A 15538-nucleotide genomic window follows, 5' to 3' on the forward strand; every position below is an offset into this window, starting at 1 on the left:
TAATGAAGAAAGAGAACTCTAAAGGCAAATTATTTAATCCTAACGCACCAAATTAGCAACAATAGTCTTAACGGGAAGAATTTCCTTAGTATGTTCTATACTTGGTCCAGCAACCCAAACGGTTTTATAAGTTGCTTTTTTTGCAGCATTTTCTGTAGCTTTCATGCCTATAGAAAAACGAACCATTTTCACCCATTTTTTGAGTTTACGATTTTTATTAAGAAGATTTTCTAACCAGGTCGCTTTGGTTCCTATTTTTTGAACGTAAGGAGTATTAATAACGGTACAAGGTGTTCCCGAAATACGTTCGGTCATGATAATGTCTTCAGCTCCATAATCAACACAAGCCTGCTTATATTCGTCGGTCACACCAGCTTCTACAGAGGCGATAAACGGACTACCAACCGAAACACCAGCTGCGCCATAACTTAGCATTTTATCAATATCTGCTTTGCAGCCTACTCCACCTGCTGAAATCACAGGAATTGATAAGTTGTCATTGAGTTGTTTGATTAACACTTCTGGAGATAAATTTCCACGATGCCCTCCAGCTTCATTATTTACTGCAATTGCTGCGTCAGCACCTAAGCTTTCTACCTTTTTTGCAAATCGCAAATCGGTCACATCACAAAACACTTTAATCCCAACAGCGTGAGCTTGATTGATGGTTTCTTCCGGACTTCCCAATGAGGTGATAATAAAATCACAACCTTCTTCACAAATCACTTCTAACTGCCCTTTGTACTTCACATTTGATTTATTAACGATTAAGTTAAATCCAAATGATCCACCTTCCACTTTATTTGCCTTTAATTGACGTATGGCAGCACGTAGCTCATCTAAAGTTCTATAATTCAAAGCAGGAATACATCCTGCAATTCCAGCATTCATCGCTTCGGTTACCATGGCAACGTTTGACACCAAAAACATTGGTGCCTGAATAATAGGATAAGTAATATTTAGAAGTTGTGTGAGTTTGGTGTCCATAGATTATGTATTGAATGAACAAATATAATAAATATTATGCACGCATAACAGTTTGTCAATCCAGAAATCTATAATAGCCACATTTAAGATAGGCACCTTCAGAAAAACCTATGGGATGATCACTATCATGTTGTGTTTTTTGTTCCACTAAAAATGAGCGTTTTGTAGATTTTAAAACGTGTTCGTTGATGTCATAAAATGCTGTTGCTGTAACACGAGAAGAACATGAAGCTAAGACTAACAAGCCTTCTCTTGCAGTTAATTGCTCACCTAGCCTTGCCAGTTGTGCATATTTTTTTTTGGCCAATTGAATTTCGGATTGTTGCTTTGCAAAGCTTGGCGGATCAATAACGACCACATCAAAACGTTTCTTTTCTGAAATGAGCTGTTCTAAAATATCAAAGGCATCACCTGCCAATGTTTTATGTACGCCTGGATAATCATTTAATGTTCCATTTTGAACAGCAATTTCTAGAGCCTGAGCACTAATATCTAAACTGGTCACCTCTTTAGCGCCATTAGCTAAGGCATGCACTGAAAATCCGCCAGCATAAGAAAACACATCTAAAACGGTTTTATTCTGACTTAAAATACCTACCTGACGTCTGTTTTCTCTATGATCTAAAAAGTAACCTGTTTTATGGCCTTTAATCACATTTGCCGAAAAGTGAACACCATGTTCTACAAATTCAACAACCTCGTTATCTAAAATCCCATAAACGACATCACCATCGTTTAACTGATGCGAATTAGACTGCTGTAAACCACGACTTAATCTGATAACAACCGTTTGACAATGTGATGTTTCTATTACGCTTTCTAAAATGGTATTGAGATAAGGCAGCCATATTTCAGAATAGAGTTTGACGACTAAAACTGAAGCGTAAACATCGGCAATTAAAGAAGGAAATCCGTCATTTTCACCAAAAAGGAGTCGATAACTTGTCGTATCTGTTTTCAATAACGGAATACGCTTTTCATACGCCTGTTTAATTTTCCGAAGAAAAAAAGCTTCGTTTATTTGTACAGGCTGACCAGAATTATAAATCATTTTGATACGTATAGGCGAATTTTCATCGTACAATCCGATACCTATCATGGCATTTTTTCGTTTTCCGAAGATAATAGCCAAATCTCCAGTTTTCGCATCATCATTAATTTTCACAATGCTATCTGAAAACACCCAAGGATGGCCTTGCTGCACATAATTTTCACCTTTAGCAGTGAGTTTTACGGCTAGACGTTTAGGTTGATATAATGACTGAGTGCTTTTAGAAAATTTCATAAGTGCAAATTAACAGTAATTATCTATAACCTTAGGTCTCTTATATAAAAAAACGCAACTCCGTAAAGTTGCGTTTTAATTATCTATACATTCAGTTAATACCTTTTTTTATGCTTTAAGTACAACTCTAAAGCGTGCTTTTCCGTCTTCTAAATGTTGAATCGCCTCATTGACGTTTTCCAATTTAAATTCTTCAACTATTGGGTATATATCATGACGAACACAAAACTCCAGCATTTTTCTGGTTAAAGCGATACTTCCTAATGGGCTACCTCCAACCGATTTCTCACCAGCGATCATACTAAATGCAGGAATTTCCATTGGTTCTAAAACCGCTCCAACCGTATGCAATTTTCCTTGTGGTGCTAATGTGGTTAAAAAGGAATTCCAGTCTAATTTTACATTCGTTGTATTTAGAATAAAATCTAAGCTTCCGGCAATACTTTCGAGAGCATCAGAATCTGTTGAATCTACAACATGGTGTGCACCCATTTTTTTAAGCGCGTCGGCTTTATCTTTATTAGAGGTAAAGGCTGTGACTTCGCAACCCCAAGCCTTTAAAAACTTAAGTGCCATATGACCTAAACCACCAATACCAATCACACCAACCTTATCTGTAGGTTGCACTCCGGAAAGCACTATAGGATTAAATACAGTAATGCCACCACAAAATAATGGTCCGGCTTTAGACATATCAATTCCTTGTGGAAGTTTGGTCACCCAGGACCAATGACCACGAACATGATCTGCAAATCCGCCATGACGACCAACGATTGTAGATTCAGCATCACTGCATAGATGTTGTTTTCCATCCATACATTGATTACAATGCATGCAAGATGCTGAGTACCAGCCCATGCCTACTTTGTCACCCACTTTCAAGCCTTTAACTTCACTACCTAATTTAATGACCTCACCAACAATTTCATGACCAGGTACTAATGGGTATTGCGAATTTCCCCAATCATTATTAATCATACTCAAGTCACTATGACAAAGTCCGCAATAATGCACTTTAATATCCACTTGCTCGTTACTAATTTCTGGAAATTCATATTCAAATGGTTCTAATTGTGCTTTAGCTTCTTTTGCTGCGTATGCGTTTACTTTCATATATTTTCTTCTTTTTAATAGTTTTTTCTAATAGCTGTAAGATACAAACCAAAGTTTTAATTCGCTACTAATAGCTTGTTAAGATTTATATTTTTAATAGACCTAGACAAAAAAACGCAACCCTTTCGAATTGCGTTTAATAATCTATAATAAGATAATATTACATTCTTGTATAAGTCATTTCAATATCTATATTGCTTGAAGCACTAATGCCTTGCTCTACTACATCTTCGGTTTCGGTAACTGCAATTTTTAAAGTGTTAACTGTAAGTTCAACAATAGTGCCCACTGTTGTTTCCCCATTATCAGTAATGCTTAGTTGGTTGCCTGATCTACTCCAGGTACCGCTATTTAAGAATTCTAAATCTTCCACATTTTGAGTTTGTGATTGACCAAGTGCTGTTGTTGTGAGTTCAATACTGTAAGACCCATCTGCAACAACCTCATTTGGGTTTTCAGTAAATGTCAACGTGTAATTCACGTCGTAAGCGTCACCGACAAAATCGGCAGTAATGGATTGCCCTTGAACTTCTGTAGCAGATGTTCCTGTGTACTGCACATCTTGTCCAATCCATGTTCCTAAAAGATCACCTTCAGTGTTTGGAGGATTAGTGTCATCACTGGAACAAGCTGTTAGTACCATAGCAAGCGCTATGAATAATAGATTTAATTTTTTCATAATAAATAGAGTTTTTGTAATTACAAACTTAAACTTATAATTAAATTTTAGCGTGTAAAAATCATAAATTATATATTTTCAGAGATACAATTGCATATATTTTTTATTAAAAGCAAAAAAAACGCAACCATTTCTAGTTGCGCTTTTTAAAGGTTAAGTAATTATTCTTGTGTGATTCCTCGACTTCGCTCGGAATGACAATTGTGTGAGATGCTGAAACAAGTTCAGCATGACGCTTTGTTTTGTGAGATCCCGAAACGAGTTCGGGATAAGTGATTCGCACAAGTTTTGCCCTCAGGCAAAACTTGGTTCACTACTTACTTTACTTCTTCGAAATCTACATCTTCAACATCACTGCTTTCGTCTGCAGCTTGTCCTTTAGCACCAGCTCCAGCATCAGTTGGTCCTCCTTCAGGAGCGCCTTGAGCATCGGCTTGTGCTTTGTACATTTCTTCTGAAGCCACTTTCCAAGCTTCGTTGATTTTTTCTAAAGCAGGCTCAATGACAGCTATGTCTTTAGTTTCGTAAGCTTTCTTCAATTCTTCAAGCGCTTCTTCAATTGGCTTTTTCTTATCATCAGATAATTTATCACCAAATTCTTTCAACTGGTTTTCAGTTTGGAAAATCATTGCATCTGCCTGATTTAATTTATCAGCTGTTTCTTTTGCTTTAGCATCGGCATCAGCATTCGCTTCAGCTTCTTGCTTCATTTTAGCAATTTCTTCTTCAGTTAAACCAGAAGAAGCTTCGATACGAATATCCTGAGATTTTCCAGTAGCTTTATCAGTTGCAGACACTTTAATTATACCATTAGCATCAATATCGAAAGTGACTTCAATTTGAGGAACACCTCGTTGTGCTGGTGGAATTCCGTCTAAGTGAAAACGACCAATTGTTTTATTATCTGCTGCCATAGGACGCTCTCCTTGTAATACGTGGATTTCAACCGATGGCTGATTATCTGCAGCTGTTGAGAATACTTGTGATTTCTTAGTAGGAATCGTAGTATTAGCCTCAATTAATTTAGTCATAACGTTCCCCATCGTTTCAATACCAAGAGATAATGGTGTTACGTCTAATAATAAAACATCTTTTACATCACCAGTTAATACACCACCTTGGATTCCTGCTCCTAGAGATACAACTTCATCAGGATTCACCCCTTTACTAGGCGCTTTTCCGAAGAATTTCTCTACCGCAGCCTGAACTGCTGGGATACGTGTTGAACCTCCAACTAAAATCACTTCGTCAATATCACTCTTAGATAAACCTGCAGCTTTTAAAGCAGATTCGCAAGGCTCAATAGTACGCTTTACTAAGTCGTCGATTAACTGTTCAAATTTAGAACGTGTTAATGTACGTACCAAGTGCTTTGGTCCACTAGCTGTAGCCGTTACATATGGTAAATTGATTTCAGTTTGTGCAGAAGATGATAATTCAATCTTTGCTTTTTCAGACGCTTCTTTTAAACGTTGTAACGCCATTGGGTCTTTACGTAAATCAATCCCTTCTTCAGAATTAAACTCGTCAGCTAACCAGTTGATGATTTTCTCATCAACATCATCACCACCTAAGTGTGTGTCACCATCTGTAGCTAATACTTCAAAAACACCGTCACCTAACTCTAAGATAGAAACATCATGTGTTCCACCTCCAAAATCGAAAACGACGATTTTCTGGTCAGTTCCTTTTTTATCCATTCCGTAAGCTAAAGCAGCTGCAGTTGGTTCGTTGATAATTCTTCGAACTTTTAAACCTGCAATTTCACCTGCTTCTTTAGTTGCCTGACGTTGTGAATCGTTAAAGTAAGCTGGTACTGTAATTACAGCTTCACTTACATCTTGACCTAAATAGTCTTCAGCAGTTTTTTTCATTTTTTGAAGAATCATTGCTGATAATTCTTGTGGTGTATATAAACGACCGTCGATATCAACTCTTGGTGTATCGTTGTCACCTTTTACCACTTTATATGGTACACGCTCTGCCTCTTTTTTAGATTCAGAATATTTATTCCCCATAAAACGTTTAATTGAATAAACTGTTTTTGTAGGGTTTGTTACTGCTTGTCTTTTTGCTGGATCTCCAACTTTAATTTCACCACCTTCTACAAAGGCGATAACCGAAGGCGTTGTTCTTTTACCTTCAGCGTTTGGGATTACTACTGGCTCATTTCCTTCCATTACAGAAACGCAAGAGTTTGTAGTTCCTAAATCGATTCCAATAATCTTACTCATAATTTTATATTTAGTGTTATCTATTTCCTTTACTTCGGAAATGTTATGTTTATTTTTTATTCGTAATCTATATGACAATGATTATGCCATGACAAAAAATATGACATGATGTCACAGTATATTCAAATTGAGTTTAATTGTATATCTTTATATTGACATAATTATAATAAAACCCATTGCACTTATGATTGACTATTATGAAGTTAATTATGATTTAATGTGCTCTTTTTATCCTCTGTCTAGAAAAGTGTATGATAAGCTTTTTGCTATAGCTGAATTGAAAGAGATTAAAGCAGGCACCAAATTGGTTAGTATAGGTGAAGTAAGCAAAAAACTCTTTCTAATTAATAAAGGTGTACTTCGCTCCTATCTGATGATGGAAAATGGTAAAGAAATCACTAAAACCTTATTTACTCCTATTGAGTTTTTTGCATCGTTTACCTCTATGCTTACAAATACACCTTCAGAGTTTACATATGAAACCTTAACCGATTGTCATATTTATGAAATTAATTATGAAGCTTTTGTCGAGTTATGCAATACAAATACAGAGGTCCTTAAATTCTATTCTCGCTATCTGGAGTTTTTGTTCATTGAAGGCGAAAGTGCTTTCATCGCCATTTCATCTATGAATGCGAAACAACGGTATTTAAAACTAAAAGAACGTATTCCAAATATTGAGAATCTTATTCCTCAATATCAAATTGCGTCTTACCTCAATATTACGCCTGTACAGTTAAGTCGCATACGCTCAAAACTCTATTAATAGGATTTGATAACATTTTGTAAAACAATACGGCTTTAATACCCAAATTAAGCATATAAAATTCAATAGAATTACTATATATTTGACCCATCAAAACCTTTAGTTAATGGAGTGTATTTCTGTATTTGACATGCTAAAAATAGGCGTTGGTCCTTCAAGTTCTCATACCTTAGGACCTTGGCGTGCTGCCGAACGTTGGATTAAAGAACTCAAAGACACGAAGAAATTTGATAAGGTTGAGAAAATCACCGTTGATCTTTATGGATCACTATCGTTAACAGGTAAAGGTCATGCCACAGATTATGCCGTACTTTTAGGTTTAAGCGGTACTGATCCAGAGTACGTTCCTGTTGAAACCATTGATGTCATTATAGCAGCTATCAAAAACACAAATACGCTTTTGTTTAATAATGAAATCCCTATAAATTTTGATATTAAAACAGACATTATATTCAATAGAAAATTCTTACCATTTCATGCCAATGCATTAACATTTTCGGCACATATTAATGGACGACGCTACCGATCGACCTACTACTCCATTGGTGGTGGATTTGTGGTTCAAGAAGAACGAAAAGTATCAAAAGCCAATAAAATAATTTTTTACTGCACATTCCCATATCCGATATCTACAGGAACGGAACTTTTAAAGTTTTGTGAAGATTTAAAACTCCCTATTTCTGGAGTCGTTTTAGAAAATGAAAAGTCCATTCGCCCTATTGAAACTATAGATGCCGAACTCCAGCGTATTTGGGATACCATGCTAGAATGTATGTACACAGGCTGTCATACGGAAGGTAATTTACCTGGCGGACTCAATGTAAGGCGACGTGCATACGACATGCACCAAAGCTTAAAAGGTTCTGCAACCTACACCACTCCTGTTGAATGGCTGTACGCCATTAGAAATACTGAAGTAAAATTTAGACAAATCCTTAAATGGGTGAGCTGTTTTGCATTAGCTGTTAACGAGGTTAATGCGTCATTAGGTCGTGTTGTAACCGCACCTACAAATGGTAGTGCTGGAGTGATTCCTGCAGTTTTAATGTATTATCTGGTGATAGAAAATCATGATGGTAATTTTGAAGACATCAAACGTTTTTTATTGGTAGCAGGTGAAATAGGAAGTATTTTCAAAAAGGGAGCAACCATAAGTGCTGCTATGGGAGGTTGTCAAGCTGAAATTGGCGTGTCTTCTGCAATGGCTGCTGGTGCCTTATGTGAATTGTCTGGAGGCACACCAGAACAGGTTTTAATTGCTGCCGAAATTGCCATGGAACACCATTTAGGGTTGACCTGTGATCCTATTGGAGGATTAGTTCAAATACCATGTATAGAACGTAATGCCATGGGTGCCATAAAAGCCATCAATGCTTGTGAGTTGGCATTAGACACCGATCCTAGCAACGTTAAAGTACCATTAGACAAAGTAGTTAACACCATGTGGGAAACCGCTAAAGACATGAACACTAAATACAAAGAAACCAGTGAAGGTGGTTTAGCTGTAGGTGTGCATTTAAGTGATTGTTAATTTAATATGCAGTTAACACCCTTAACTTCTGCTTAACGCAATAATAAAGTTGCTATATTCAAATTTACAGTTTATTAAAACTTAAGTCATTTTAGGCTTATACGTCTTTTAGATATTTAATCATTAAATATTTAAAGATGAAAGAGTTTAAAATTTTAATCCTATTATCAGTAATTGTAATATCATTACTTGTTTATAACAAAAAAGCTGATAAGTTACATCGTGGAGATATTGCATTTGTATCTTATAACAGTAAAGGTGATGATTATTTTTCTATTATCACTTTAAAGCAACTTCAACCTCATACTGTAATTTACTTCACAGATGCTGAATGGAATGGAAATCATTTTAATTTAGGTGAAGGAAATCTCGTTTGGAGTTCAGGAGACCAGACGATTCCATCAAATACAGAAATTCAGTTTAAAAACATCAAAACATCACCAACAACAAATTATGGATTTTCAATTGGTGAATTGCGTCTTAATGCAAATGGTGATGCCATTTTTGCTTATGTTGGTGAAAGTCCTAAGCAACCATCAACCTTTATTGCTGCTGTTTCAAATGATGCCCTAGAGTTCGGAACCCTAATCAATACCAAACTTACAGCAGGTCATACAGCAATCATATATCCTAAACATACCTATCAGGCCAATTTCCAAGGTGATAAAAGCGCTACTAAAAATAATCTCATCGAGGCGCTTAATGATTTTAACAATTACAGACTTCAGAAAAAAAAACGCCGCTTGGGCAATCAATTAATCAAAACATAATTATCGGGTAACAACTTCAGCATCATTTACAACAACTGTTTTCCTTTAGGTTAATCATACATATTATTTTAAAGAAATTAGTATAAATCTTACACAAGAGATCGCTTAAAACATATTGTTACTTTTCAGAAAACTTATGATAAACTATAAAATTATTAGTTTTTAAGTCTTAGAATAAATAAAGTATAACAAATCTCTGTATTTTTACGAATAATTAATTTTTAGAATATGTCTGTAGCAAAAAAAGATTATAAAAGAATTACAGTAAAGTCTCTCATTGAGATGAAACAACATAAAGAGAAAATATCAATGCTTACAGCGTATGATTATACAATGGCTAAAATTGTTGATGAAGCAGGTGTTGATGTTATACTAGTTGGAGATTCGGCAAGTAATGTAATGGCTGGACATGAAACGACTTTACCAATTACTTTAGATCAAATGATATATCATGCCTCTTCTGTAGTTAGAGCTATCGACAGAGCTTTGGTAGTAGTCGATTTGCCTTTTGGAAGTTATCAGAGTGACCCTAAAGAAGCGTTGCGTTCTGCAATTAGAATCATGAAAGAATCTGGTGGTCATGCGGTTAAAATGGAAGGCGGAAAAGAGGTCAAAGAATCAATTAAACGAATTCTTAATGCAGGAATTCCTGTAATGGGACATTTAGGATTAACACCACAATCTATCTATAAATTTGGAACTTATACCGTTCGTGCTAAAGAAGAGCAAGAGGCACAACAATTAAAAGAAGATGCCATTATGCTTGAAAAAGCTGGATGTTTTGGTATTGTACTAGAAAAAATTCCTGCAAAATTAGCTGAAGAGGTTGCAAAAAGTGTATCCATCCCTGTAATTGGTATTGGCGCTGGAGCTGGTGTTGACGGGCAAGTTTTGGTTTTACACGATATGATTGGAATGACTCACGAATTCAATCCGCGATTTTTACGTCGTTACATGAATCTATACGAAGACATGACCAAAGCGATAGGTCAATATGTTGATGATGTCAAAGCGATAGACTTTCCAAATGACAATGAGCAGTATTAATTAAGGTTGATAAACTTGTCAAAAGATAAAATTATATCTCATAAAAATAATCTTCAGGTCATTTACGAAGACAATCATATCATCATCGTAAATAAGCGTGCTGGTGATATAGTACAAGGCGATAAAACTGGAGATAAGCCTTTAAGCGATGTAGTTAAAGGTTATATTAAAGATAAATACAATAAACCCGGAAATGTTTATTTAGGGGTTGTGCATCGATTAGACAGACCAACTACAGGTATTGTTTTGTTTTCGAAAACCAGTAAGGCGTTACCAAGACTGAATAAACTATTTGCTGAAAAGAAAGCAAAAAAAACCTATTGGGCTATTGTCAAACAGCCACCAGAACCAGTTCAAAACACATTAATTCATTGGCTGAAAAAAAATCCTAAAAATAACAAATCAACTGCTTATACTAATGAGGTTAAGGATAGTAAAAAAGCTATACTGCACTACAAAACAATAAAGTCTCTAGATAATTATGTTCTGTTAGAGGTCGAATTAGAAACTGGCAGACACCATCAAATCAGGAGTCAGTTATCAAGTATCGGTTCACCAATTAAAGGTGATTTAAAGTATGGTTTTGAAAGAAGTAATAAAGATGCTGGTATAAGTTTACATGCTAGGCGACTTGAATTTATTCATCCCGTATCAAAAGAAATCATTAACGTAACTGCTCCACTACCAAATGATCCTATTTGGAAGGCATGTGATGATTAAAACGGATAGCTAATAGTTAGCAATACACCTTCATCAGGCTTGGATACTAATGTAAACTTCGCATCGATAAGTTCTGCACGGCTTTTCATATTTATAAGTCCCGACCCTTTTTCTGCGGAAGCGACATCAAAACCAATACCATCATCAGAGGCTTGAATGATAAGTTGCTTAGGCTGGTAATCTAAAATCACTTTCAGATTATCAGCTTCCGAATACTTTACAGCATTAGAAAAGAACTCTTGCAAAATTCTAAAAATAATAATTTCATGTTTTCTGTCATTCAATGCTCGTTTATCGCCTCTAATTTCTAATTGAGCAGAAGTAAACTTCATACGCTTTAAACGATTGAGCTCATTAGTAATAGATTCTTCAAAACCTATGTTTAAAATCACATCATTATTTAAAGATTTTGATAAGGAACGAACTTCTTTTAAACTTTCCTTTACTATATCTGATGTTTCGGTAAGCTTTCCTTTTATATCTTCTGAAACACTAGACTCTAACATATTAAGTTGCATACTTGCATAGGCTAATAATTGTCCTACATTATCGTGTAGCTCCCATCCAATATGCTTTAAGGTCTGCTCTTGTATTTCAGATTGCGTACGAGATATTTCGTCATCGAAAGCCTTTTGTTGCTCAACACGTTCTATTAAAAGTTTGTTTTTTCTTTTCTGAAAAGTCACAAAAAACAATATGACCATTACTGCAAGTAGCAGCACGGCAAAAACCATATAGCCAATTAAAGCTATTTGTTCTTTAATTATTTCTTGCTCTTCTTGAGCGAATACCAAAAACCGAATGAAATACATGAATATGTAAAAATGTTAATATACAGTAATAGTAATAGTCTGAAATTTACAAATTCTGTATTGAACGGCGTAAAATAACTATTGTAAATAAATAATGGTGTGGTGCATAAATTCCATAATAATAATGCTACACTAATATAAAACGACGGGAGCTTGTAGTATTGTAATATAAAATCACTATTCATCAGCTCAACAAAATATAAAATCACGTATATCGATACTATGACTGATGCCAAAATATTGTCAAAAGGTAAGCCCATAACAAAAAAAGCATCCGTATATGTATAATAAATCATTGAAAATACTGCATATATAATGACAATACTTCTAATGATGAGTTTATAAGTTTTGCTATGTAATAAGTCTGAATAAAATATTCCTAACAGACCAACTCCTAAAAAAGAATAGATATTATAGAGCCACGTATTTTGACAAAATACGCTATTCTTCCAAGCTATAAACCATGAATAATCATAGTTATCTTGTAAAAACGTTTTATAAACGCCAAGTGTTTCAACAATTACGGTAAGCCATAGATAATAAACGAAAATTTTCAGCTTTTCATTTTTAGTTTTTCTTAAATACCAAGTCCCTGAGACAGCACAAAGCACCTCAAAAAACTTGGTAATTACAGACCTATGTTCGTATAGAAAAGCATTCAAAATTTTATATTATTGCGGATAATTAGCACCAGGAGGATCTCCTTCTCCACCCATATCTAAACCATTTGCACCAGGCAAATCGTGATTTGTAGGCTGCAAAGACATATTTAGCATATTGCCTTCAGCTGTATGCTCATATCCTGTTGGTACAAATAACATTGTTGTATAACCTGGAACATCACCAACTTGTGGATGTGCTCCTAAATAAAGTCTCACACCTGTCATTGTATATCCCGAAGCTTTTGCTGAATCCTCTGCAATGGTAAGAAAGTTCCTCAAATCTTCAAGGCTATACCATGACGATCTGTTATCTCCTCCCTTTACTCCTGCAAAAAATTTATTACTTATAGTATCATATCTTGGATTGTAAGCTTCAGTCAAAGCTTGAATTTGTGAAGGGTTAATAATTCCTTTAGGTGTTGGCGTGTTACTCATGTCTTCTTCATTTTTTATATTATGAAAATAAAAATACATGGCTATAGCCCCTAAAATAAATCCTAAAATAATTGGTACTAATTTTTTCATAATTTGTTTGGTTTTGAATTAATTGCGTTGTAATGTATTGAAAATCTCAATACAAAACCATTAATTTTGTTAAAATCAAGGTTTTTTCTTACTATTTTTTGCATTTCAACCGAGTCTTATCACCAAAAATCTTCTGAGAGAGTCTGTTTAAACTCGCGCTTGTCAATTGAAAAATTCTCGGATAACCGCCTGTAGTTTGGCAATCTTTCATCAAAATAATCAATTGACCCGAAGGTGTTAGTTGTACAGTTCCTGGTAATACTAGCGATGTAATTATAGGAGCTAAATCATTTTTAAAGCGTTCGTTAAACTGATATGCCATACGATTGCTCTCATTCGAAACCGTTAACTCGATATCATAAAGTGCCTCTTGCTGAAGCGGACTTAATTTATCAAATTCGGGACCTTTTAAAACATCAATTAGCGGATTATGAAAGTGATCACTATCTATTTTAATTGCTGAAAACGTGATCGATCTTCGCGCATCAGAAGAATGTATAGGCAACATATCACCTCTTTGAAGCCTAAATTTAGATGTAATATTAGTATACATGCTTCTGCTGAAAAGTTTTTCTTCAGTTAGAAAACCTCCTAAAACTGCGATATACATACGTAAACCATACTGCAATTTCCCAAAGCTCAATATATCATTCGAATTAACCGAAATTGCTGTGTTGTTTTTAATGGCTATTCCATTTAAAGCAGGTTGCATTTGCGCACCAGTAATAGATATCATGGTATTGATATGAAATTTCAGTTTAGGTCCCGTAAAAGTTGATTCTATCAAAGCTGCTTCTTGAGCATTACCAAGTATTGAATTTGCTAAGTTTGAAGCATATGAATCCATTACTCCAGAATAGGGAACACCAAAGTTTTGTACTCCAAAACGGCCTTTATCCTGAATCGTATCGAATACACCTGATGTTAGCACTTCAATCATATACATCTTGACTTTTTATATGATACCTACCATTTTGTACATCCATTAATATCTGATTATAGACATCTCTATCTACAGGTATAAATTTTATGTTATCACCTGCTTTGGCAAAACATGGGATATCATGATTTGGATTAAAAAATTCTAAAGGTGAATTACCAATGATATTCCAGCCTCCCGGACTCGCATTTGGATAAATGCCTGCCTGTGCGCCACCAATTGCAACAGCTCCTTTTTTTATCTGTAATCTCGGACTTACTTTACGCGGAAAATGCAATCCTTTATCCAATCCGCCCAGATATAAAAAACCAGGTAAAAACCCAACAAAATAAACCGTATAAATTGGTTGCGAATGCAGCTGAATTATTTGAGATATTGAGCAGTTTTTTTCTTCGGAAATTTCTTCTAAATCTATTCCAAACTCTTTGTCATAACATACAGGAATTTCCCAAAGCTTAAAAACGAGTCTGTCTAAGCAATCACGACTAGAATATTCTACTTTAAGCCTCTTTATTTCATCATAGACATTATCTATAGTAGACACATAAATTACTAATAACGAACTATATGCACTATTTATCTGAACTATATCTTTAATATTAGAATGTTCTAATCGATTTTTAAAACCCAACACATCACGAAGTATATTTTCATTGATATCTGAAGGCCATTCTACCAAAATTGATCGTTCTGAAAAGTGTCGATATGTGAGATTATAACCCATACATACTTCTAAAAAATTCCAATAGAGTTTTGCTCTAATTTCAAGATTAAATCTTTCAGGTTATTGGTAACATTTTTACCGTCACCATGCACACAAAATGTATCCGCTTTTAACTCCACTTCTACTCCATCAATAGCTGTTACTTTTTGCTCAGAAATTATGTGATAAATCTGTTCAAACATCTGTTCAGAATCCTGTATTAATGCCTTAGGATTTGTTCTAGACACCAAGGTCAAATCAGTATTATAATTTCGATCAGCAAACGCTTCATGCCTTACTTTTAAACCTGCATTAGTTGCTATTTGAGAAACAACCGATTGAAATGGAGCATACAATAATACAAGAGGTTCAAATCGTTTAACCACATCAACAATGACAGTCGCAGTTTCTTCATCTATAGCAGCAAGATTATACAAAGCGCCATGAGGTTTAATGTGGTGCAACGGTAAATCTTGTTGATCAAGAATAATTTTTAAACGCTGTACTTGTTTATAAATACTGTCGTGTAAGTCCTCAGGAGACATCTTCATGATTTTTCGCCCAAAATTCTTTTGATCTGGAAACGACGGATGTGCACCAATTTTAACATCGTGCTTTTTTGCTAACTCAACGACCTCGCGCATGATAGTTTCATTTCCAGCATGACCACCACAAGCAATATTACAAGACGAGATTAGCGGCATTAATAACGCCTCATTATCAACACCTTCTCCTAAATCACAATTAATATCTATTTTTATCAC

15 protein-coding genes are annotated in these 15538 nt (G+C 35.0%); 5 read left to right on the forward strand and 10 right to left on the reverse strand.

Annotation, left to right across the window (positions count from 1 at the left end):
* Positions 1-39: 39 nt before the first annotated feature.
* From H7350_RS07795 to dnaK, 5 genes are all read right to left on the reverse strand, one after another.
* On the reverse strand, positions 40-987 hold the full coding sequence (locus H7350_RS07795) for an NAD(P)H-dependent flavin oxidoreductase (protein ID WP_204345337.1): 948 nt from the start codon (positions 985-987) through the stop codon (positions 40-42).
* A 55-nt stretch (positions 988-1042) separates the two neighbouring features.
* On the reverse strand, positions 1043-2272 hold the full coding sequence (locus tag H7350_RS07800; protein ID WP_204345338.1) for a class I SAM-dependent rRNA methyltransferase: 1230 nt from the start codon (positions 2270-2272) through the stop codon (positions 1043-1045).
* A 108-nt stretch (positions 2273-2380) separates the two neighbouring features.
* Complete coding sequence (gene ahr, locus H7350_RS07805) at positions 2381-3385, reverse strand: NADPH-dependent aldehyde reductase Ahr (protein WP_204345339.1); 1005 nt, start codon at positions 3383-3385, stop codon at positions 2381-2383.
* 160 nt (positions 3386-3545) lie between these two features.
* Positions 3546-4064: a lipocalin family protein gene (locus tag H7350_RS07810; RefSeq protein WP_204345340.1), complete on the reverse strand. Its 519-nt coding sequence runs from the start codon at positions 4062-4064 to the stop codon at positions 3546-3548.
* A gap of 317 nt (positions 4065-4381) precedes the next feature.
* A complete protein-coding gene (gene dnaK / locus H7350_RS07815; protein ID WP_204345341.1) occupies positions 4382-6298 on the reverse strand; it encodes a molecular chaperone DnaK in 1917 nt (638 codons plus the stop codon).
* Positions 6299-6482: 184 nt separating this feature from the next.
* On the opposite strand from dnaK, the gene H7350_RS07820 reads away from it, so the two are divergent.
* The 5 genes from H7350_RS07820 to H7350_RS07840 all read left to right on the forward strand — a co-directional run bounded on the left by H7350_RS07820 (position 6483) and on the right by H7350_RS07840 (position 11132).
* The gene (locus H7350_RS07820) at positions 6483-7064 is read left to right on the forward strand and encodes a Crp/Fnr family transcriptional regulator (protein ID WP_204345342.1); all 582 of its coding nucleotides are present in this window, start codon (positions 6483-6485) and stop codon (positions 7062-7064) included.
* A gap of 106 nt (positions 7065-7170) precedes the next feature.
* A complete protein-coding gene (locus tag H7350_RS07825) occupies positions 7171-8595 on the forward strand; it encodes an L-serine ammonia-lyase (RefSeq protein ID WP_204345343.1) in 1425 nt (474 codons plus the stop codon).
* Positions 8596-8732: 137 nt separating this feature from the next.
* Complete coding sequence (locus tag H7350_RS07830; RefSeq protein ID WP_204345344.1) at positions 8733-9365, forward strand: hypothetical protein; 633 nt, start codon at positions 8733-8735, stop codon at positions 9363-9365.
* Positions 9366-9593: 228 nt separating this feature from the next.
* On the forward strand, positions 9594-10412 hold the full coding sequence (panB, locus tag H7350_RS07835; protein ID WP_204345345.1) for a 3-methyl-2-oxobutanoate hydroxymethyltransferase: 819 nt from the start codon (positions 9594-9596) through the stop codon (positions 10410-10412).
* A 15-nt stretch (positions 10413-10427) separates the two neighbouring features.
* The gene (locus H7350_RS07840; protein WP_204345346.1) at positions 10428-11132 is read left to right on the forward strand and encodes an RluA family pseudouridine synthase; all 705 of its coding nucleotides are present in this window, start codon (positions 10428-10430) and stop codon (positions 11130-11132) included.
* Here the strand turns inward: H7350_RS07840 and H7350_RS07845 are convergent.
* From H7350_RS07845 to pxpA, 5 genes are all read right to left on the reverse strand, one after another.
* Positions 11129-11944, reverse strand: a complete 816-nt coding sequence (locus tag H7350_RS07845) for a sensor histidine kinase (protein WP_204345347.1) — start codon at positions 11942-11944, stop codon at positions 11129-11131. The genes H7350_RS07840 and H7350_RS07845 overlap by 4 nt on opposite strands.
* A gap of 671 nt (positions 11945-12615) precedes the next feature.
* On the reverse strand, positions 12616-13131 hold the full coding sequence (locus H7350_RS07850; RefSeq protein ID WP_235989293.1) for a hypothetical protein: 516 nt from the start codon (positions 13129-13131) through the stop codon (positions 12616-12618).
* 91 nt (positions 13132-13222) lie between these two features.
* Complete coding sequence (locus tag H7350_RS07855) at positions 13223-14071, reverse strand: 5-oxoprolinase subunit C family protein (protein WP_204345348.1); 849 nt, start codon at positions 14069-14071, stop codon at positions 13223-13225.
* Positions 14064-14795, reverse strand: a complete 732-nt coding sequence (gene pxpB / locus H7350_RS07860) for a 5-oxoprolinase subunit PxpB (RefSeq protein WP_204345349.1) — start codon at positions 14793-14795, stop codon at positions 14064-14066. The genes H7350_RS07855 and pxpB overlap by 8 nt, the downstream gene beginning before the upstream one ends.
* A gap of 8 nt (positions 14796-14803) precedes the next feature.
* The gene (gene pxpA / locus H7350_RS07865) at positions 14804-15538 is read right to left on the reverse strand and encodes a 5-oxoprolinase subunit PxpA (protein ID WP_338105768.1); all 735 of its coding nucleotides are present in this window, start codon (positions 15536-15538) and stop codon (positions 14804-14806) included.

The sequence above is a fragment of the Psychroserpens algicola genome (assembly GCF_014526325.1).
GTDB lineage: Bacteria > Bacteroidota > Bacteroidia > Flavobacteriales > Flavobacteriaceae > Psychroserpens > Psychroserpens algicola.